The organism is uncultured Tateyamaria sp., from assembly GCF_947504105.1.
Classification (GTDB): domain Bacteria; phylum Pseudomonadota; class Alphaproteobacteria; order Rhodobacterales; family Rhodobacteraceae; genus Tateyamaria.
This window is the reverse complement of record NZ_CANNGP010000003.1, coordinates 104216-124635: the sequence shown is the minus strand read 5'-3', so window position 1 is coordinate 124635 and position 20420 is coordinate 104216. Positions and strand designations below refer to the sequence as shown.

Here is a 20420-nt window from a genome sequence, read left to right as displayed (position 1 = left end):
AGGCTACGCGCATGACCGATGCCCCCGATTATGCCGACGCCCACCGCGCCATCCCGCCGGTGATCTGCTACCCGCCCGAAACACTGCCGCAACCGGATATGGCGCGCTATGCCCGTGCCCGAGATGGCATGACCAAACTGTCCGAGGCCGTCGCCGCCCCGCGTGAGGCCGCGACTTTCCACGTGCCCGCGGGTTACATCTTTCGCATCTCCTCTGTCGAAGGGCCGCAGGTGGGCGACTTGAACCTGTGGAACGCAAACGATCTGTCCGAGCGGTTCTACTCCGGCAAGACGCGGGCCTTGCACGGCACCCATGTGGACACCGGCGACCGGCTTTGGACCAGCTTTCCCACCCTGCGCCCCATGGCGACCATCATTCACGACACGCTTGATTGGTACGGTTTCGATGAATTTGGGGGTGGTGTGCATGACGTGATCGGTACGCGGTGTGACCCCTATACAGGCAACCTCTTACAGGGCGGTCACTACCATCACTGCTGCCATTCGAACCTGACCCGCGCGCTGGCCGATCACACCGGGATGTCGCTGGTCGAGGCCGAGCCGCATGTGCATGACGTCATGAACGTCTTCATGTGCACCGGCTTCACCCGCGACACCGGTCAGTACTTCATGAAGGCGTCACCGGTCCGTCCCGGTGACCACATCGACTTCTTCGCCGAGATCGACCTGCTGGGCGCGCTCAGCGCCTGTCCAGGCGGCGATTGCGGGTCCGAGCATTCCTCGGACACCGCGCCCTGCTTCCCGCTCAAGATCGAAATCTTTGCGCCAGCATCCGGCGCACTTGATGGCTGGCAAAGTCCACCGCCCAACGGCTACGATCGCAGCCATGGGCGGTGACGGTGTCGTCGCGCTTCGTTAAGCTATGGGGGTAAGATCCTAACAGATCCTTACCCCGACCGCGACTATGATAGGGAACGCGGGGTGAAATGATTGCTTCATCCCTAATTCATTGAAAAATAACTAAAGCCGCATCGCCTCAGGCAAACGCCGCTTCCAGTGCAATTTCCACCATATCACCAAAGGTCTTTTCCCGATCCTCTGCCGGCAGTGCCTCACCCGTCTGCAAGTGGTCGCTGACGGTCAGCACGGCCAGCGCCCGACGTCCGTGGCGTGCGGCAAGGGTGTACAGTTCCGCCGCTTCCATCTCGACAGCAAGGATGCCATGGCGGACCATCTGTTCATCAAGGTCGGGTCGCTCGGCATAGAACACGTCTGACGAATAGATGCCGCCTACATGTGCCTTGGTGCCCTTGGACTCAGCCGCGGTCACCGCCGCCGCCAGCAGACCGTAGTCGGCGCAGGGAGCATAGTTGATCTCTTTGAAAAAGCCCGAGGAGGGGGACGTGATGGTTGTCGCCGTCATTGCGATGATCACGTCGCGGACGTCCACGTGGCGCTGCATGCCTCCACATGATCCAATGCGGATCAGCGTCTGTGCGCCATAGGTCGTGATCAGTTCGTTTGCGTAAATCGACAAGGATGGCATGCCCATCCCGGATCCCTGAATGGTCACATGGTTGCCTTTCCAGCTCCCCGTGAAACCCAGCATGCCGCGGACTTCGTTGACCAGCTCAGCGTTCTCGAGAAACGTCTCGGCCGCCCATTTGGCACGATATGGATCGCCGGGCATCAGCACTGTTTCGGCAATCTGACCCTTTGCGGCACCGATATGAACGGTCATCTATAGCTCCTTCGTCTGAGAATGGATGCTGCAGTACCCGCTTCCAATGGAAAGGAGAATAGGGCATCCACACGCGGTTTGAAACTGGGCGACATGTGGCTCAATGCCCTTTCACGCCTTTGGAATAGCGGATGACCCCTATACGAAAAAAACCGCGCCCCTCTTTCAAAAGGAGCGCGGCCCGATTTCAAATTGAAGTGGGATCAGATTTTCATCTTTTCCGGAGATGTGCCCGCTTCAACCGCAGCCTTGAACCAGTTCGGCTGACGCCCCTTACCAGTCCAGGTTTGCGTTGGATTTTCTGGGTTCATGTATTTCGGTTCGGCATTGGATGCTTTTGCGCCACCGCGACCCGGCTTTTTGCCAGTCAGGTCATCCAGCGAGAAGCCGAACTCTGCCGCAGCTTTCTGAGCAGCGGCCAAGGCGTCCTGACGCTCTGACTTCCGACGTTTAACAATTGCTTCCTCCACGTCGGCGCGTAGCGCTTCAAGTTCCTTGCGGCTCATCTTATCAAGTTTTACTGCCATGATTTCTTTCCAACGACCTAAGTTCTGCCACTCCTATTTTGGAAATTAACAGGGAAATCAATAGCCCGAGTGTCCGACTTTGTGTCAGCAGCGGTAAATTGCCCGCCAAAGTCGAAGCTTTCGCTGCCTGGTGGAATTTCACGCCGGTATGCGTAAATTTCATTTTCGACTGTAGCGCATTTGCAATGGACCAAAAAACCGATGATCAATTGGGGCGCAACCGGTGGTGGTTCACTGCGCTTCTATTCCGCGGCCACTGCCTTTGGATCCGCCAATGTCACGATGTCCTGCATGATGGTATTCAACTCAAAGTCCTTGGGCGTATAGACCCGCGCAACCCCCATGGCCCGCAGCCGGTCGGCGTCATCATCTGGAATGATGCCACCGACAATCACCGGCACATGGCCCAGCCCGGCGGCCTGCATACGCTGCATCAGATCCTCGACCAACGGAATATGACTGCCTGAGAGGATCGACAGACCAACCACATGTGCGTCATCATCACGGGCGGCGGCCACGATCTCCTCCGGTGTCAAACGGATGCCCTCATAGGCGATGTCCATCCCACAATCGCGGGCGCGGACAGCAATCTGTTCGGCACCGTTCGAATGTCCGTCAAGGCCCGGTTTGCCCACCAGGAATTTCAAACGGCGGCCCAGGCGATCACTCACCGCGTCAACCGCGTCTCGCAGATCATCCAGCCCTTCGGTCATGTTGGAACGGCCTGACGACACGCCCGTTGGTCCGCGGTATTCGCCATGCGCTGCACGCATTTGCGCGGCCCATTCTCCTGTGGTCACACCAACCTTCGCGCAGACGATCGAGGCGGGCATGACGTTCTCGCCTGCCTTGGCAGCCGCGCGCAAATCCGCGAGCGCAGACTGAACTGCAGCATCGTCCCGATCCGCCCGCCAGATGTTCAAGCGGTCAATCTGTTCCTGCTCCACTGCGGGATCGACAACCATGATCCCACCATCTCCCGTCATCAGCGGAGACGGTTCCCCGGCCTGATACTTGTTCACACCTACAACAACCGTTTCACCTTTTTCGATACGGTTCAGGCGCTCTGCGTTGGATTGCACCAATTGCGCTTTCATATAGTCGATTGCCGCAATAGCCCCGCCCATTGCATCAAGATTTTCCAATTCGTGGCGCGCACCGGCTTTCAATTCAGCGACCTTTGCATCGATTGCGGGATTGCCGTCAAAAAGGTCATCATACTCCAGAAGGTCGGTTTCAAAGGCCATGATCTGCTGCATCCGCATCGACCATTGCTGGTCCCATGGACGGGGTAGGCCCAGTGCTTCGTTCCACGCGGGCAATTGCACCGCCCGGGCCCGCGCCTTTTTCGACAAGGTCACTGCCAGCATTTCAATAAGAATACGGTAGACGTTGTTTTCCGGCTGCTGTTCCGTCAGTCCCAGGGAATTGACCTGGACGCCATAGCGGAAGCGGCGGAATTTCGGATCTGTCACGCCATTGCGTTTGGCGCAAATCTCGTCCCACAGATCGACAAAGGCGCGCATTTTGCACATCTCTGTCACGAACCGGATACCTGCATTTACAAAGAAAGAAATGCGCCCCACGACGGCGGGAAAGTCAGCCGGATCGATACGCGGCTTCAATTCGTCCAGAACGGCTGTTGCCGTGGCAAGCGCAAATGCCAATTCCTGCTCGGGCGTCGCACCAGCTTCTTGTAGGTGATAGGAACACACATTCATCGGGTTCCATTTCGGCACATTGGAATAACAGTATTCCGCGACATCCGCGATCATCTTGAGCGATGGTTTTGGTGGGCAGATGTAAGTACCGCGGCTCAGATATTCCTTGATCAGATCGTTTTGGACGGTGCCTTGCAGCTTGGATACATCTGCGCCCTGTTCCTCGGCCACGGCGATATAGAGTGACAACAGCCAAGGGGCGGTTGCATTGATCGTCATCGACGTGTTCATCTGTTCCAGTGGAATACCCGAGAACAGCGTGCGCATATCGCCCAAATGCGCCACGGGGACACCAACCTTGCCGACCTCACCGCGCGCCAAAACGTGGTCGCTGTCATAGCCGGTTTGCGTTGGCAGGTCGAAAGCAACCGACAAACCGGTCTGCCCTTTGGCCAGGTTCGACCGGTACAGCGCGTTCGATGCGGCGGCGGTCGAGTGCCCGGCATATGTGCGGATCAACCAGGGGCGGTCTTTCTGTGCAGGCTGCGACATGGCATACTCTCCCGTGAATCGGCTGGGTAACAAAATTTCGTATGGTGTGAGGTATAGGTAATTTTGTGGTGCAGTCAATCCGCTGCGTTGCGGCATTTTCTGCGTTGCGGCCAGACGGCGACCGCGCACATCAACCAACCCAGAACACCTACGCCGTGGGCCGACAATGTCGTTGGTCCGGTAAAAGTCAGCAGCGCCAATATCTCTTCAGGTGGGGACGGGGCCTTTATCACTGATTGTGCCGGCAGCCCGTCAAAGATCATGCGGTAATAGGTATAGTAGCCTTGTGGTGACGCCCAAACGAAGGTGATGAAAGCGACCAGCCATACAGGAATGCGGATGATCAATGGACGACGCAACACGAGCAAGCGCGTAAACCCAAGGGCGATAACGGCAAAGAGCAGCGATACGACGGCAAGACCGACCTGCCCCCAAGCTGTCAGGGTGTAGAATGAATCTCCGTCATACATGGGGCCACTTTCAGGCCGTGACAGTGGAAAGACCAGCCCATTTTGCTTGCCCCGCCCCCATACGCCTGCGAGGGTCCACGCGATGATGAGATCGGTTGAACTCCCCCTCTGGCTCTTTGTGCTGATCGTGTTGTTCGCGGCGGTGACCTTTGCCTCGCATTTCCTGTTCCCATCGGTGCGCTGGTTCTTTCGACGGCGGCTCGAGCGGGCGGTGAGCCGACTGAACGAGCGGCTGACCCGGCCCATTGAGCCATTCAAGTTGGCGCGTCGTCACGACATGATCCAGCGTTTGATCTACGACCCGGAGGTGACAGAGGCGATCGTTCAGCATGCCAATGAGAACGATGTGCCCGAGAACGTAGCTTTCGAACAGGCCCGCTGGTATGCGCGCGAAATCGTACCCAGTTTTTCTGCCTTCGCCTATTTCAGCTTTGGCGCGCGCGTGGCCCGCTGGCTGGCAACGGCGCTTTACGATGTGCGCACAGGACTGAACAACGATCAGCAAATCCAAAGCGTAGACCCTGATGCGACGGTGGTCTTCGTGATGAACCACCGCAGCAATATGGACTACGTGCTTGTCACATATCTCGCTGCACGCGCTTCGGCTCTCAGTTACGCCGTGGGGGAATGGGCGCGGGTCTGGCCACTTTCTCGTCTGATCAAGTCCATGGGCGCCTACTTCATCCGACGTAAGGCGCGTGGCGCGCTCTATCGCAAAGTTTTGGCGCGCTATGTGCGCATGGCGACCGAGGGGGGGGTGACCCAGGCCATCTTTCCCGAAGGCGGGCTGAGCGTGAATGGTCGGTTGATGCCGCTCAAGATGGGGCTCTTATCCTATGTGGTCGAAGGATATGACCCAAGCAAGCGCGACGTGGTCTTTGTTCCGGTCGCGATCAACTATGATCGCGTGCTCGAAGACCGTGTTCTGATCGCTGCCGACAAACGGGGGGATCGGCGCTTTGGCGTTAGTATCACAGTCGTGATGGCAGAGATATTGCGGCTGCTCTGGCAATGGATCACGCGGCGATACCGTAAGTTCGGAACGGCCTCTGTTGTCTTTGGGCCGCCAGTCTCCCTTGCTGCGCTCGGTCAGGACCATGATATCGACACACTGGCAGAAACGCTGCGCGGGCGTATTCAGGATGTCATGCCCGTACCGTTTGTGCCGCTGATTGCGCGCACGCTTTTGCAAGTTGATGCACCGATCACGGATGCCGATCTGACTCACAAGATCAAAACGGCCATGCCATCTGCGCGTGGCACGCGCCCGCCCTTGATGGAAGATGAATTGACCGAAAGGGTTTCCCGTGCGTTGGGCGACATGGAACGGCGCGGTATGATCCGCCGGATGAATGATGGATGGGCCATGGTGAGTGCTGAGCAGGATCTTTCCCGCTTCTATGCCAACTCAATTGACGATCTGTATCCTGACAGCATTGCACTCGAAGATGCTGCGAATGCAAAGTCATAAAGTTACAAAAATGACAAAGCATGGGTTGCTTTATTTCGTGTCGAGCCATATTCAGCCGTAACGCAGTCGATTCTGCGCTGCGGCACGGAATTTTCAACCCGGAGGCTGAACATGGCACTCGATACTGGCATCGCGTCCTACGACGCACCTGAAAAAGACCTCTACGAGATGGGGGAAATTCCTCCCATGGGGTTCGTCCCGAAACAAATGTATGCGTGGGCCATTCGCCGCGAACGGCATGGTGAACCGGACACGGCGATGCAGTTGGAAGTGGTCGACGTGCCAAAGCTCGACAGCCACGAGGTGTTGGTGCTCGTGATGGCGGCTGGGGTGAACTACAACGGTGTCTGGGCCAGCTTGGGCAAGCCGATCTCGCCTTTTGACGGGCACGGTCAACCGTTTCATATCGCCGGTTCCGACGCCTCGGGTATCGTCTGGGCCGTGGGTGACAAGGTAAAGCGTTGGAAAGTCGGTGATGAAGTGGTGATCCACTGCAATCAGGACGACGGCGACGACGAGCATTGCAACGGCGGTGACCCGATGTATTCGGAAAGCCAGCGCATCTGGGGCTATGAAACCCCTGACGGATCCTTCGCCCAGTTCACCAATGTGCAAGCGCAGCAGTTGATGCCGCGGCCCAAGCACCTGACATGGGAAGAAAGCGCCTGTTACACGCTGACGCTTGCCACTGCTTACCGCATGCTGTTTGGCCACGAACCACATGACTTGAAGCCTGGCCAGAACGTTCTGGTCTGGGGCGCGTCCGGCGGCCTCGGATCCTACGCGATTCAGCTGATCAACACCGCCGGTGCAAACGCGATTGGTGTTATCAGTGACGAAAGCAAACGCGACTTCGTCATGGACCTCGGCGCCAAGGGCGTGATCAACCGCAAGGACTTCAACTGCTGGGGCCAACTGCCCACGGTCAACACGCCGGAATATGCAGAATGGTTCAAAGAAGCGCGGAAGTTCGGCAAGGCGATCTGGGAGATCACCGGCAAGGGCGTGAACGTTGACATGGTGTTCGAACACCCCGGTGAAAGCACATTCCCGGTCTCGACCTTCGTCTGCAAGAAGGGCGGCATGGTCGTGATCTGCGCCGGCACCACCGGCTACAATCTGACCTTCGACGTGCGCTACATGTGGATGCACCAGAAGCGTCTGCAGGGCAGCCACTTCGCCCACCTCAAGCAGGCGTCGGCTGCCAACCACCTGATGGTTGAGCGCCGTCTTGACCCGTGCATGTCCGAAGTCTTTGCCTGGAACGATTTGCCCGAAGCCCACATGAAGATGCTGCGCAACGAACATAAGCCCGGCAACATGTCCGTTTTGGTGCAAGCGCCCAAAACGGGCTTGCGCACGCTTGAGGACGCGCTGGAGGCGCGGCGTTAACAACATACACGCCAGAGATGAGTATAAATGCCCGCGAATCACTCTCTGGTTTCGTGGGCGTTTTCGCGTTCTGAGGGGGATCTAACGGGATCAATGACTTGGAAATTACCGCCTCGCTATTTCTGGGGAGGGGAAATACGTGAATTTTCGAGCCGAGTTAACACATGCTATAGTTGTGTTAACCTTTCGTTAACCACTCGGGAGTGAGTCTGATCATGAAAAGTGACTGGATACTGGACGTTCTGACGGACCTAAAGACGTTTGCCCGCGCCAACGACATGCCCGCCCTCGCCGAGCAGTTGGATGACACAGCAATCGTCGCGATGGCCGAGATCGCCGCGATGAGGGAAACACAAGATGGTCAGCGCCACGACGGCGAGGCAGCCGTTGGAACCTATTTTGGAGGATTTGGAACAAGCTGAGGGCCTCGCCGCCCTTCAGGCGGCGTCCGAAGAAATACGTGACCACTACAGGATCGATCACGTGGTGTACCACTGGGTTGATTCCGCCGGGGATCAGTATGGTTGCGGCACGTATTCGGATGCCTGGCGTGATCGGTACCTTGAGCAGAACTACCTGCGAGTGGATCCGGTTATTCTTGGGTGTTTTCAAAGATTTCACCCTGTTGACTGGAAACGGTTGGACTGGAGCAGCAAGCCCGCCCGCACATTCCAGGCAGAAGCCATAAAGCACGGGGTCGGGAACCAGGGGTTCTCGGTGCCGATCCGGGGCCCGAATGGGCAATTTGCACTCTTTACGGTCAGCCACTCATGCGACGACAAGACGTGGGCCGAATGGACAGACGCACATCGCCGTGACCTGATCCTGATTGCGCACACGTTCAACGAAAAGGCGCTCGATTTCGAACCGGATCGGGCGCCGGAACAATCCCAGGCGCTCAGCCCGCGCGAGGTTGACGCAATGACCTTTCTGGCCATGGGATATAGCCGCGCGCAGGTGGCCGACACGCTTTCGATCTCGGAGCATACCCTGCGCGTCTACATCGAAAGCGCCCGGTTCAAACTGGGTGCCATGAACACGACACATGCCGTTGCCCGGGCCATGAGCCGGGGGTTGATCGTCGTGTGAAAACGCTTGTTGCTTGAGAGGGCAACACAACGGACGGGCATGCGTACAAGATATTAACTTACGTTACGGTAGCCTTTTGGTCACACCCTCCCCGGTTTGACTAGGAGTACTCCGATGCTGCGTTACGTTTATGCCTCTGATCTTGGCGATTATCCCAAACTTTCTCGCACGATGTTCCGTGACCGTGCGGACCAATTCAAAACCCGATTGGGGTGGGATGTGAATGTGGATCAGGATGGGTGCGAGCGGGATGAGTACGACGATCTGAACCCGCTTTATGTCATCTGGGAAGAACCCGATGGGTCGCACGGTGGCTCCATGCGGTTTTTGCCCACGACGGGGCGCACTATGGTGAACGAACACTTTGGTGACCTAATCTCTGGACCCATTGCCAGCCCGATGATCTGGGAATGCACCCGTTTCTGCCTGACCCGCGGGGCCGGTGGCCACGTTGCCGCCGCCCTTATGCTGGGCGGGGGCGAGATCATGCAGAATTTCGGGATCGAGCATTTCGTCGGCGTGTTCGATGCGCGCATGGTGCGTATCTACCGCATGATCGGGTCCTCGCCCGAGGTGCTGGGCAGTGCGGGCACTGGCCGTGACCAGATCAGCGTTGGGCTATGGCACTTTGATGATCGGGCCGCCACTACCGTGGCCGAACGCGCAGGCGTGCCGATGGAACGATCACGCCGGTGGTTCGACCATGCCTTCGGCACGGCACCCCGTCGCGAGTTCGCCCGCAGCGCCTGATCCCGCTGGCACCTGCCGCGCCCCGCCTATAGGGTCGCGACATGTCCACCGCACTTGCCCTTTCCGATGATCAGGCGTCCGCCTTTGACACCGTGACCGAGATGCTGCGGGGGGCGGGCATTGACCTTGATGACGCGCTTCTGACACCCCCGAAATCCAATGCTACATCCGTCATGGCCATCACGGGCAAAGCCGGATCGGGAAAGACCCTTCTTCTCTCCGAGCTTTACAAGGCGCTTGAGGCGGCAGGGGTTGAAATCGTTTCGGGTGACTACGAATCCCGCAGACGCAAGGACCGCCGTACCCTTGCCATCCTGGCTCCCACGAACAAGGCGGCCAGCGTGTTGCGCTTTCGCGGGGTGCCCGCTACAACCATCCACCGCATCCTTTATACGCCCGTCTATGACCCAGAGTACGAGCGCATCGCTGAATGGTTGGCCGGCAATGGGGACCGGCCCGAAGTCGAAGGGCTGACGGATCAGGCCCTCGACCGTGCCCATGCCTTTTACCAGACCAACAAATCCATCCCCGGCGCATTGGCCGCTGCAGGGCTGCGTGGCAGCGACTTCATAACCGGCTGGAAACGGCGCGAGGAACCGCTTGATATCGGCTTCATCGACGAAGCCTCGATGCTGGATGACAAACAGTTCGAGGATCTGAAAGAGATTTTCCCAACCCTCTTGCTGTTTGGTGATCCTGCACAATTGGCTCCGGTCAACCAATCCGGCGCGATGGTGTTCGACAAGCTGCCCGAACGCCGGGTCATGAACCTGGGCCGCATCCACAGGCAGGCGGCGGACAACCCGATCCTCGATCTCGCGCACGCGCTGGCCGACCCACAGGTCGACTTCTACCGGTTCGAGAAGATGGTGGAGGAGGCAGCCACCCGTGACGAGCGCGTCGTGTGGGGCCAGCGGGTCGAGGTGGACTTGATGGCGCGCAGTCCGGTCCTTGTCTGGCGCAACGCCACCCGCATCCGTTTGATCAACGCGTTCCGGGCCGTGTACGACGCGCCTGATGATCGGTTGATCGAGGGTGAGCCGCTGATCTGCGATGGGCTTGAGCTGCCGCTGAAGCACCGCAAGAAGCGGCTTGACCTAGAGGCGCGCGGGCTGATCAAGGGCGCGCAGGTTGTCTATCTTGGCGAAGGGCGCAAACCCGGCTTTTCCCGCTTGCACGTGATCGGGGCAGAAGACCCCCAGGTCTCTGCCGCCTCAATTGTGAAGATAGAAAAACCGGACGAAGAAGAACCTTTTATCCCCTATGCGGCCCGCATGGGTGCGACATTTCTCCATGGTTCGGCGGTGACAATCCACAAGGCGCAAGGATCGCAATGGGACACCGTTCAGGTGTTCGCGCCCGACCTTTATGCTGCTGCCCGGATGAACCGAACCGAAGCGGGGCAGCCCCTCTGGAAGCGGCTTGCGTATGTCGCGATCACGCGGGCGCAGGATCGGTTGATCTGGGTAGTGCGCAACAGGTTGTCGAAGCCGGCAGGACCGCTCAGAGTGGATGATCTGCGCAGCGTTCCGGCGGCGACGCTCACGCTCGCGGCCGAAGAACCGGACGTCTAGTTCCTGAGCACCGAAAACGCCGCTGACGCGGTCCAGCCGGCTGCAATGGCGATGGCCAGCGACATCAACCCGTACCAGAACGGGTTTTCGCGGCTCAAAGTGAACAGCCAGCGTTCCAATCCGACCTTTCGTACGTCAATGGTTGTCTCATAATTGGCGACAACCTCCCCATCCCGGGTCAGAAAGATACGCGTGCCATAAGCACCCTCTGTCAACGCAGCCGGTAGGCGGATACGGGTCCGGAACAGCGTGTCTTCATCGACGACAACCTGGTCCTCAAGCAGTTGAAAGGTCTCTGCCGCGGTGTTGATACGGATCAGGGCGGCGACATAGGCGCTCGCATCCAGAACCGTGTCGGGGGCACCCACGGCATTCAGTTTGCTGGTCACTGACACGCGGTGTTCCAGGTTTTCACGGATGCCCAGAACCTCGTCCAGCGGCGCGCTTGAAGCGACCGCGTAGTAGCTGGGGGCGCCGTCGATTTCGACGGCTTCGGTGTTGACCCAGATGCCAAACCGGCGTTCCTTGCGGCGCACCGTAACGGGTTCGGGTGGACCGGCGATCGTGACGATGACACCCAACTCACCCTCGGGCATCGGGGCCTCGCGCTTGACGGCGCCAAAGATCAGGATTTCGGAGCCGTTAAAGCTTGTTGTAATTGCTACCTCGTTCTGGCTCAGGCCCAGCACGACCTCTTCCGCCCAAGCGGGCAGCGCGACAAGGATGAGCAAGGCGAGCCACCGCAACATCAGTGTCCCTCCGTCGCGCCAACCGAGAACAGTTCGGATGGCATGACAAGCAGGTCAAAGGCCAGCTTGCCGCAGACCACCAATACCATCAGGGCAAGCAAGATGCGCAGCTGTTCGGCCTTCATCCTCACGCCAATACGGGTGCCTATCTGCGCGCCGATCACACCACCGACCAGCAACAGGACTGCCAGCACAATGTCCACGGTATAGTTCGTGGTGGCGTGCAGCATGGTGGTGAAAGCGGTGACAAAAATGATCTGGAACAGCGATGTGCCCACAACCACCTTGGTCGGCATGCCCAGCAGGTAGATCATCGCAGGCACCATGATGAACCCACCACCAACACCCATGATGGCGGCAAGGATGCCAACACTCAATCCCACCAGCAGCGGCGGAATGACCGAGATATACAGGCCCGACACCCGGAAGCGCATCTTGAAGGGCAGCTTGTGGATCAGCCCGTGTTTCTTGCGGGTGGGGATCGCCGTGCCCTTGGCTGTCTTGCGGATCGCATTCAGGCTTTCGACGAACATCAAGGCACCAATGACACCCAGGAACACGACATAGCACAGGCGCACCAGCAGATCGACCTGACCCAGTGACTTGAGATAGTTGAAGAGCAGCACGCCCAGGGCCGCCCCTATGAGGCCGCCAACCAGCAGCACCGTTCCCATTTTCAGATCGACCGTTTTACGCCTGAGATGGGCAAGCACGCCCGAGAAGGACGAGGCGACAATCTGGTTCGCTTCCGTTGCAACGGCGACGGCGGGCGGGATGCCGATGAAGAACAAGAGGGGCGTCATGAGAAAGCCGCCACCGACGCCAAACATGCCGGACAGAACACCCACCATTCCGCCCAACCCCAAAAGGAGGAACGCGTTGACCGATACCTCGGCGATGGGCAGGTAGATTTGCATGGGTACTGTTAGGACGGCGGGGTATGGGAAATCAAGATGTCATGCCGCCACGCAGCAAACTGGGGTTAAGTTTGTGAGGAATCTGGACCTATCGCAGGGCGCACAGGTATGTGCGCCTTAAGATCGGGTGGCATTGGCGGCGCATCAGGATGCGCCTTACCGTTCTTTGACATAGGGCTCGCCCCCGGCGCGGGGGGGAATCGCTTTGCCCACGAAACCCGCAAGGATGACGACGGTCAGGATGTAGGGCAGGGCGTCCAGAAGCTGGACCTGCACTCTGAACCCAAGCGCGCCTTCGATGATGTCAGGGCGCAGCGCGATGGCTTGAAGATAGCCAAACAGCAATGTGGCCCACAGCGCATGCCAGGGGCGCCACTTGGCAAAAATAAGGGCTGCCAGCGCGATAAAGCCACGACCGGCGGTCATATCCTTGACGAAGCCCGCTTGCAGGCCAGTGGCCAGGTAGGCGCCTGCGATCCCGCACAGGATGCCGCAGATACCCACGGCAACAAAGCGCAGGCCCATGACCGATACACCGGCTGTATCCACCGCAGCCGGGTTCTCGCCCACAGCACGCAGCCGCAGACCAAAGCGGGTGCGGAACAAAAGCCACCATGTGCCGGGCACGGCCAGAAGCGAGACGTAAACAAGGATGGAGTGGCCCGAGATCAGTTCGGCATAGATCGGACCAAAGAAAGGTACGCCGTTCAGCGCATTGGCAAATGGCAGGGTGATCGGCTCGAACCGACCACCGCCGATCAGCGATGGAGTGCGCCCACCCTGCTGAAACCAATCCTGCGCGATCAACACGGTCATGCCTGCGGCCAGAAAGTTGATGGCCACGCCCGAGATCAACTGGTTGCCGCGGAAGGTGATCGAGGCAAGGCCATGGATACCGGACAAAGCCATCGACGCGGCGATACCGGCCAAAAGCCCAAGCCAGACAGAGCCCGTCATGGCCGCTACGGCAGCAGAGAAAAAGGCCGCAAACAACATCTTGCCTTCAAGGCCGATGTCGAAGATGCCCGCACGTTCCGAGAACAGACCGGCGAGGCAGGCCAGCAGCAGAGGCGTCGTCAGACGGACGGTTGAGTCGAGGACCGAGAGGTCGAAAAGGGCGAGAAAATCCATGTTAACTACTCCGCCGGTCCGACCGATTTGGACGCACGCGCAGTGCGCACCGCGAGGAATATCCGTTCAAGCGGCATCCGCACCATATTGTCCAGTGCACCCGTAAACAGGATCACAAGCGCCTGAATGACGACTATCAACTCACGTGGAATCGATGTCCACAGCGCCAGCTCAGCCCCACCCTGGTACAGGAACCCGAACAGGATCGCGGCCAGGAAGACGCCGAAGGGATGGCTGCGACCCATCAGTGCCACCGCGATACCGATAAAGCCTGTGCCTTCAACAGCGTTCAGGACCAGCCGCTCGGCCTCACCCATCACGTTATTGATCGCCATCATGCCTGCAAGGGCGCCCGAGATCAGCATGGCGATCATGGTGATGCGCACGGCCCCGATACCTGCATATTTGGCGGCGCGGCCCGATTTGCCATAGGACCGGATCTCAAGGCCCAAGGGCGTGCGCCAGATCAACAGCCAGACCAGAACACAGGCGATAATGGCGATGACCAGCGACACGTTTGCCGGTGCTGCCTTGGAGAAGTTGATGCCAATGGGGGCCAGCATCTCGTGTAGGCTCGGCAGATGCACAGCTTCGCGGAACCGCTCGGTGGCGGGGTCCATGCTGCCCGCAGGGCGCAACTGGTTGACGAGCATGTAGTTCAGAACGGCCGCCGCGATGAAGTTGAACATGATCGTGGTGATCACGATATGGCTGCCCCGCTTGGCTTGCAGATAGGCCGGGATCGCGGCCCAAAGTGCGCCAAAGACGGCAGCACCCGCCGTTGCAGCCAACAAGGCGATGGTCCAATGCGGCCAGGGAATGAACAGCAACACAAGGGCAACGCCAAGCCCGCCCAACATGGCCTGACCTTCGCCACCAATGTTGAACAGCCCGGCGTGGAACGCCACGGACACGGCCAGCCCGGTAAACATGAAGTTGGTCGCGTAGTAGAGCGTGTAACCCCAGCCATAGGTCGACCCAACCGCGCCAGTGACCATCAGGTTCACGGCTTCTACCGGATTCTCACCAATGGCAAGGATCACCAGCGCCGACAGAAGCGCCGCAAGGATCAGGGAGATCAGCGGAACAAGGATCACCTCGGCCCATTTTGGCATCACATCCATGGTTCAGATCTCCTTGTGCGGATTGCCGTGCGCTTGGGCGAGGTTGGCTTCGATCTCGGCTATCGTGTGGGGTTTGTCTGTGTCGGTAATACCCGCCATCAGCAAGCCCAATTCCTTTTCGTCCGTCTCCGTGGTCAGGCGTTCACCCATGATTTGCCCGTCGAACATCACGGCAACGCGGTCGGCCAGACCTAGGATTTCTTCAAGCTCGACCGACACCAGCAGGATCGCCTTGCCCTGATCACGCAGGGCGACGATCTGCTGGTGGATGAACTCGATGGCTCCGATATCCACGCCGCGCGTCGGTTGACCGATCAGAAGCAGGTCCGGGTTGCGCTCAATCTCGCGCGCGAGGACAATCTTTTGCTGGTTGCCGCCGGAAAAGTTCTTTGCCGCCAAATGCGGGTGCGGCGGGCGCACGTCAAAGCGCTCCATCTTTTCAGCCGTATCCGCCTTGATGGCTGCGTTGTTGCTCAGCAGGCCCGAGGTGTAGGCCGCATCCCTGTGATAGCCAAAGGCCGTGTTTTCCCATGCGGCGAAGTCCATGATCAGACCTTCGCGCTGGCGATCTTCGGGCACGTGGGCGATGCCCCGGTCCCGGCGCGATCGCCCGTCCGAGTATTTGCCCGTCAGGTCGATGGGGGCGCCGTTCAGCGTCACAGTGCCCGTGGCATCTTCATAACCGCCCAGCACTTCGAGCAGTTCGGATTGACCATTGCCCGCAACACCTGCGATGCCAAGGATCTCGCCCGCCCGCACTTGCAGATCAATGCCGCGCAAGCGCTCAACCCCTTGGTCGTCAACAACTTTCAGGTTCTTGACGTCCAGCACAACATCGCCCGGCGTCGCCGGTTCCTTGTCCACACGCAGCAAAACCTTGCGGCCCACCATCAGCTCTGCGAGCTCTTCGGGACTGGTTTCAGCGGTCTTGACCGTGGCCGTCATCTCGCCCCGGCGCATCACGCTGACGGTGTCGGTGATGTCCATGATCTCGCGCAGCTTGTGCGTGATCAGTATGATCGTCTTGCCCTCTTCCTTGAGACGGCCAAGGATGCGGAACAGCTGGTCGGCCTCGGCTGGTGTCAGCACGCCCGTAGGCTCATCGAGGGTCAGGATATTGGCCTGCCGGTACAGGGCCTTGAGGATCTCGACCCGCTGCTGCATGCCCACGCCGATCTGTTCGATAACTGCGTCGGGATCGACCTTGAGGTCGTATTCCTTTTCCAGCTCCAGCAGTGTCTTGCGGGCCTTGGACAGGGACGGCTTCAACAGCCCGCCATCCTCCGCGCCCAGGATGATGTTTTCCAGCACGGTGAAGTTTTCGACCAGCTTGAAATGCTGGAACACCATGCCGATGCCTGCGGCAATCGCCGCCTGGCTATCAGGGATCTCTGTCTTCTGGCCCGAGATGAAAACCTCGCCCGCGTCGGCCTTGTAGAAACCATACAGGATCGACATCAGCGTGGACTTTCCGGCGCCGTTTTCGCCAATGATCCCGTGGATCGTGCCGGGCATCACGCGAATCGAGATGTCCTTGTTGGCCTGAACGGGGCCGAAGGCTTTGGAGATGCCTTTGAGTTCGATTGCGGGGGCTGTCATGCGGTGTCTTCCGTTCCCATGAAGCCGACCATACGCGTCAGCTTGCCGTCTGCGTTGTGGTCGATGAAGTATTGTACACGCGCCATGCGGGCTCCGTCGCGGGTCAGGTCGAGGGTGGCGCGGGTGTGTGTGTTGTGGCTGGATGCGCCGGTCACCTTTGCAACGGCACCAGGCACGCGACCAGTGAACATGGTCAGAAAGTCCAGAAAGGTCGGCAAACCCTGGCAGGGGTGCGTCGCGTGCGGGTCTGGATAATAGAAATCATCGCTCAAGGCTGGCGTAACCAAAGCGGCGCGCGCGGCTGCGTCTGGCTCACCCCAGGTATCGAATACGGGTTGTAGTTCCAAAGTCATGCAATGCGCCAGCTTGAACGGCAGGCCGCGCCACATGATGTGCGGCGCGGCCCTTGTTTGATTTTGATCGGATCAGAAGTTCAGCACGGGGCAGCTGTCGTCCGACATGTAGTCGTGAACGGTCAACGTACCACCGGCGATCTCGGCGGATGCCGTATCGACAGCGGCCTTCATCTCGTCCGACACCAGGGCTGCGTTGTGCTCGTCCAGTGCATAGCCCACGCCCCCGTTGGCCAGACCCATGACGTTAAAGCCGGTTTCCATATCGACACCATCGGTGAAGGCCTGGAAGACGGCGTTGTCCACGCGCTTCATCATCGACGTCAGAACTTTGCCCGAATGCAGGTAGTTCTGGTTGCTGTCTACGCCGATCGACAGGATGTCTTCGTCGGCTGCCGTCTGCAGAACACCCACGCCTGTGCCGCCCGCTGCGGCGTACACAACGTCAGCGCCTTGGCTGATCTGTGCTTTGGTCAGCTCAGATCCCTTAACAGGGTCGTTCCATGCAGCAGGTGTGGTGCCTGTCATGTTGGCGATGACTGTTGCGTCGGCATTCACGGCTTTGACGCCCTGCGCGTAGCCGCACGCAAATTTGCGGATAAGTGGGATGTCCATGCCGCCAATGAAGCCGACAGTGCCGGATTCGCTGGCCTGCGCGGCCATCATGCCGACCAGGTAGCTGCCCTCGTGCTCGTTAAAGACGACCGAGCGCACGTTGGGGGCGTCCACAACCATGTCGATGATGGTGAACTTGGTGTCAGGGTAATCGGCAGCGACCTGGCCCAGCGCGTCAGCAAAGGCAAAACCGGCCATGACGATCGGGTTCGACCCTGACTCGGCAAAGCGGCGCAGGGCCTGCTCGCGCTGCGCTTCGGATTGCAGCTCGATTTCGCGGAAGCTGTTGCCGGTTTCGTCGGCCCAACGCTTCGCGCCGTTGAAAGCGGCTTCGTTAAAGGATTTGTCGAACTTGCCGCCCAGATCGAAGATCAGCGCGGGTTCAGCCAGCGCAGCACCTGCGGACAGGGCCAGGGCCGCGGTCGCGCCAAGGAATTTCTGCATCATGGTCATGTATCAGGTCTCCCAGTTTATCATGGTTGGGGCGGTGGCGGCGGGCCACCCACGCCCGGGATCAAAAGATCATAGGGGATTAGGCCGCAGGGGCGGGGTGGGGTCAACCGCTTTTTGACCGTTTGGGCAAGTGTGATGGAGGCTAACCTTGCGCAAAGCTGATTGGGTAGGCAGGGGGCTGTCTGCCCCCGCTCCGCCCTGGGGTCGGAGCCCCCCCGAGGATTTTCTTGAAACAGAGAAGGGAAGGCTAGTGCGCATGATCAGTGCGTCGGCGCGGCTGTCCGGGCGGTGGTAGTAGTTGGTGCGGGTTGCAATGATTTCAAAGCCTTGGCGCGTGTAGAGTGCGATGGCGCTGGCGTTGTCCGATGCAACGTCAAGAAAGGCGCTGGTACATGTCCCGGCCGCCTCAGACATCCATGAATTCATCAACTGTGTTCCAATTCCGCGGTCCTGATGTGCCGGATCTACGGCAATGGTGAGTAACTCTGCCTCGCCCGCTATCCCGCGCCACAGGGCGAATCCATGCTCGGATGCGCTCAGCTGTGTGTGGGGATTCGCCAGAAGATCGGCAAACTCCTGCGCCGACCAAGGGCGTTCTCGGGTAAAGGCTGCCCGATGCAAAGCGGCAAGCGTATCCGGTGTCATGACAGGATCTGTGGCGGCGCATCCCGCGCTGGTGCTGCATCCGGAGGGCGGACGTAGAACGGGGCCGGCGATGGTACCTCGGTCGGCCAGACAGAGGCAGCGTATTGCGCAATGGCGGTGGCCAATTCCGCCGGGGTGGGATGCGGGGCACTGTTCGAGATCTCCACGGCCGGTTGCAACTGCGCTTTGCCACTCCCCGTGACATAGACCATGTCACGGGGGGCCGGGATAGCGACGGTCGTTCCGTCTGGTGCAAGCCGCGTCCGGGCCTCGAAACCTGTGACGCCGTAGGCGGGGCATCCCAGCCCAAGGGCCAAGCCGCGCGCCGCCGACACGCCGATGCGAATGCCGGTGAAGTTGCCTGGTCCGGTTCCCACGGCCAACGCATCCAGATCCGCCCAGGTCACGCCTTGGCCGTTCAACACCTCCTCAAGCAATCCCATCAACCGCTCGGCCTGTCCGCGCGCCATCTTTTCTCCGACGGCAACCAACACCATATCACCACGCACCAGCGCCGCGGCACAATGCGCCGCAGACGTGTCAAAGCCGAGGATCAAAGGTGCTGTCATTCGGTCACAGTGTTTAATGCCTCACGCGCCGACGCATCGGAACGGGGCAGGTCGTCGTCGATATGCAGCCACGGCAACGTACTGCCAGCATGACTGTGCATCGCGGGTGCAAGCTGCTCCGCTTGGTCAATGATCCCGATGGGGACATAGATCTGGTCCGGCAAGTAGTCGAAGGCAGACCCCAGCGGCGCATGACAGGTGGGACATGTCCAGCGTTCGACACCAGCGGCACCCCGAAATGCATCCCGCAATTGTACGATCACATCGGCCCGATCAAAGGCGGCAAAGGCTGCGACCGGCGCGCCAGTCCACCGACGGCAATCGTCGCAATGGCAATAAGCCACCGTGAAAGGTGGTTTATCCAGCGTCAGTCGGGACGCACCGCAATAGCATCGGGCCGTGATCGGCCCGGTAGGGTCAGACGGCAACAGGGCGTACCTCTGTCACCTCGGGAATATAATGGCGCAGCAGGTTCTCGATCCCCATCTTCAGCGTCAGGGTCGAAGAGGGGCAGCCCGCGCAGGCACCCTGCATGTGCAGGTAGACAACGCCGCGGTCAAAGCCGTGGAAGGTGATGTCGCCGCCGTCCTGTGCAACAGCAGGGCGTACCCGGCTGTCGAGGAGTTCCTTGATCTGATCAACAACGGCGGCATCTTCACCATCATGCTCTGCATGGCCCGACGCCGGGGCGTGGCCATCATCCATGACCGGCTGGCCAGATTGGAAATGCTCCATGATCGCGCCCAGCAGGGCAGGCTTGATATGATCCCAATCGACCGCGTCCGCCTTGGTCACGGTGACAAAGTCGGTGCCAAAGAATACGCCCGTTACACCTTCGACCGCGAAGATGCGCTTGGCGAGCGGTGATTTGTCCGCCGCCTCGGCTGTCGGAAAATCGGCGGTGCCCATGTCCAAAACGGATTGGCCGGGCAGGAATTTCAGCGTCGCGGGGTTCGGTGTGGATTCGGTTTGGATGAACATGGGCACAGCTCCTGAGCGTTACACTAGGATATGCGGATGAGACGGCACACTGTCAAGGTTTGGAACGATTCTAAAGTGCGCGAGGCGACAGCGCCAA

22 protein-coding genes are annotated in these 20420 nt (G+C 59.4%); 7 read left to right on the top strand and 15 right to left on the bottom strand.

What is annotated here, in order from left to right; all coding sequences use genetic code 11:
- Positions 1 to 11 precede the first annotated feature (11 nt).
- Positions 12 to 857, top strand: coding sequence for a DUF1989 domain-containing protein (locus tag Q1A75_RS03305; RefSeq protein WP_299546525.1), 846 nt, complete (start codon positions 12 to 14; stop codon positions 855 to 857).
- 139 nt (positions 858 to 996) lie between these two features.
- Here Q1A75_RS03305 and deoD read toward each other — a convergent pair whose 3' ends face one another.
- From deoD to Q1A75_RS03285, 4 genes are all read right to left on the bottom strand, one after another.
- Positions 997 to 1701, bottom strand: coding sequence for a purine-nucleoside phosphorylase (deoD, locus tag Q1A75_RS03300; protein ID WP_299546523.1), 705 nt, complete (start codon positions 1699 to 1701; stop codon positions 997 to 999).
- A gap of 203 nt (positions 1702 to 1904) precedes the next feature.
- Positions 1905 to 2228 carry an H-NS histone family protein gene (locus tag Q1A75_RS03295; protein ID WP_299546521.1) on the bottom strand — a complete coding sequence of 108 codons (324 nt, stop codon included), beginning with the start codon at positions 2226 to 2228 and terminating at the stop codon, positions 1905 to 1907.
- A 242-nt stretch (positions 2229 to 2470) separates the two neighbouring features.
- Positions 2471 to 4441 carry a protein meaA gene (locus tag Q1A75_RS03290; RefSeq protein ID WP_299546519.1) on the bottom strand — a complete coding sequence of 657 codons (1971 nt, stop codon included), beginning with the start codon at positions 4439 to 4441 and terminating at the stop codon, positions 2471 to 2473.
- Between the two features lie 74 nt (positions 4442 to 4515).
- Positions 4516 to 4911, bottom strand: coding sequence for a hypothetical protein (locus Q1A75_RS03285; RefSeq protein ID WP_299546517.1), 396 nt, complete (start codon positions 4909 to 4911; stop codon positions 4516 to 4518).
- 82 nt (positions 4912 to 4993) lie between these two features.
- On the opposite strand from Q1A75_RS03285, the gene Q1A75_RS03280 reads away from it, so the two are divergent.
- The 6 genes from Q1A75_RS03280 to Q1A75_RS03255 all read left to right on the top strand — a co-directional run bounded on the left by Q1A75_RS03280 (position 4994) and on the right by Q1A75_RS03255 (position 11187).
- Positions 4994 to 6382, top strand: coding sequence for a 1-acyl-sn-glycerol-3-phosphate acyltransferase (locus tag Q1A75_RS03280; RefSeq protein ID WP_299546515.1), 1389 nt, complete (start codon positions 4994 to 4996; stop codon positions 6380 to 6382).
- Positions 6383 to 6493: 111 nt separating this feature from the next.
- Complete coding sequence (gene ccrA / locus Q1A75_RS03275; RefSeq protein ID WP_299546513.1) at positions 6494 to 7774, top strand: crotonyl-CoA carboxylase/reductase; 1281 nt, start codon at positions 6494 to 6496, stop codon at positions 7772 to 7774.
- Between the two features lie 215 nt (positions 7775 to 7989).
- Positions 7990 to 8196, top strand: coding sequence for a hypothetical protein (locus Q1A75_RS03270; RefSeq protein WP_299546511.1), 207 nt, complete (start codon positions 7990 to 7992; stop codon positions 8194 to 8196).
- Positions 8132 to 8863 (top strand): autoinducer binding domain-containing protein, encoded by a 732-nt coding sequence (locus tag Q1A75_RS03265; protein WP_299546509.1) that lies wholly within the window; start codon positions 8132 to 8134, stop codon positions 8861 to 8863. Before Q1A75_RS03270 ends, Q1A75_RS03265 begins: the two co-directional genes overlap by 65 nt.
- 114 nt (positions 8864 to 8977) lie before the next feature.
- The gene (locus Q1A75_RS03260) at positions 8978 to 9613 is read left to right on the top strand and encodes an acyl-homoserine-lactone synthase (protein ID WP_299546507.1); all 636 of its coding nucleotides are present in this window, start codon (positions 8978 to 8980) and stop codon (positions 9611 to 9613) included.
- 41 nt (positions 9614 to 9654) lie between these two features.
- Positions 9655 to 11187 (top strand): AAA family ATPase, encoded by a 1533-nt coding sequence (locus Q1A75_RS03255; protein WP_299546505.1) that lies wholly within the window; start codon positions 9655 to 9657, stop codon positions 11185 to 11187.
- On the opposite strand, the gene Q1A75_RS03250 is transcribed toward Q1A75_RS03255, so the two are convergent.
- From Q1A75_RS03250 to Q1A75_RS03200, 11 genes are all read right to left on the bottom strand, one after another.
- On the bottom strand, positions 11184 to 11936 hold the full coding sequence (locus Q1A75_RS03250; RefSeq protein WP_299546503.1) for a TIGR02186 family protein: 753 nt from the start codon (positions 11934 to 11936) through the stop codon (positions 11184 to 11186). The genes Q1A75_RS03255 and Q1A75_RS03250 overlap by 4 nt on opposite strands.
- Positions 11936 to 12853 carry a sulfite exporter TauE/SafE family protein gene (locus Q1A75_RS03245; RefSeq protein ID WP_299546501.1) on the bottom strand — a complete coding sequence of 306 codons (918 nt, stop codon included), beginning with the start codon at positions 12851 to 12853 and terminating at the stop codon, positions 11936 to 11938. Before Q1A75_RS03245 ends, Q1A75_RS03250 begins: the two co-directional genes overlap by 1 nt.
- A 156-nt stretch (positions 12854 to 13009) precedes the next feature.
- On the bottom strand, positions 13010 to 13984 hold the full coding sequence (locus Q1A75_RS03240; protein ID WP_299546500.1) for an ABC transporter permease: 975 nt from the start codon (positions 13982 to 13984) through the stop codon (positions 13010 to 13012).
- Positions 13985 to 13989: 5 nt separating this feature from the next.
- On the bottom strand, positions 13990 to 15108 hold the full coding sequence (locus Q1A75_RS03235; protein WP_299546498.1) for an ABC transporter permease: 1119 nt from the start codon (positions 15106 to 15108) through the stop codon (positions 13990 to 13992).
- Between the two features lie 3 nt (positions 15109 to 15111).
- Entirely contained in the window at positions 15112 to 16707 is a 1596-nt protein-coding gene (locus Q1A75_RS03230) for an ABC transporter ATP-binding protein (protein ID WP_299591828.1), read from the bottom strand.
- A complete protein-coding gene (locus Q1A75_RS03225; protein WP_299591830.1) occupies positions 16704 to 17060 on the bottom strand; it encodes a nuclear transport factor 2 family protein in 357 nt (118 codons plus the stop codon). The genes Q1A75_RS03230 and Q1A75_RS03225 overlap by 4 nt, the downstream gene beginning before the upstream one ends.
- Before the next feature lie 72 nt (positions 17061 to 17132).
- On the bottom strand, positions 17133 to 18128 hold the full coding sequence (locus Q1A75_RS03220) for a BMP family ABC transporter substrate-binding protein (RefSeq protein ID WP_299546929.1): 996 nt from the start codon (positions 18126 to 18128) through the stop codon (positions 17133 to 17135).
- Between the two features lie 69 nt (positions 18129 to 18197).
- Entirely contained in the window at positions 18198 to 18773 is a 576-nt protein-coding gene (gene rimI, locus Q1A75_RS03215) for a ribosomal protein S18-alanine N-acetyltransferase (RefSeq protein WP_366142169.1), read from the bottom strand.
- Positions 18770 to 19342 (bottom strand): tRNA (adenosine(37)-N6)-threonylcarbamoyltransferase complex dimerization subunit type 1 TsaB, encoded by a 573-nt coding sequence (tsaB, locus tag Q1A75_RS03210; RefSeq protein WP_299546925.1) that lies wholly within the window; start codon positions 19340 to 19342, stop codon positions 18770 to 18772. The genes rimI and tsaB overlap by 4 nt, the downstream gene beginning before the upstream one ends.
- On the bottom strand, positions 19339 to 19770 hold the full coding sequence (locus Q1A75_RS03205) for a GFA family protein (protein WP_299546922.1): 432 nt from the start codon (positions 19768 to 19770) through the stop codon (positions 19339 to 19341). The genes tsaB and Q1A75_RS03205 overlap by 4 nt, the downstream gene beginning before the upstream one ends.
- Positions 19760 to 20323 (bottom strand): NifU family protein, encoded by a 564-nt coding sequence (locus tag Q1A75_RS03200; protein ID WP_299546919.1) that lies wholly within the window; start codon positions 20321 to 20323, stop codon positions 19760 to 19762. The genes Q1A75_RS03205 and Q1A75_RS03200 overlap by 11 nt, the downstream gene beginning before the upstream one ends.
- Positions 20324 to 20420: the final 97 nt, after the last annotated feature.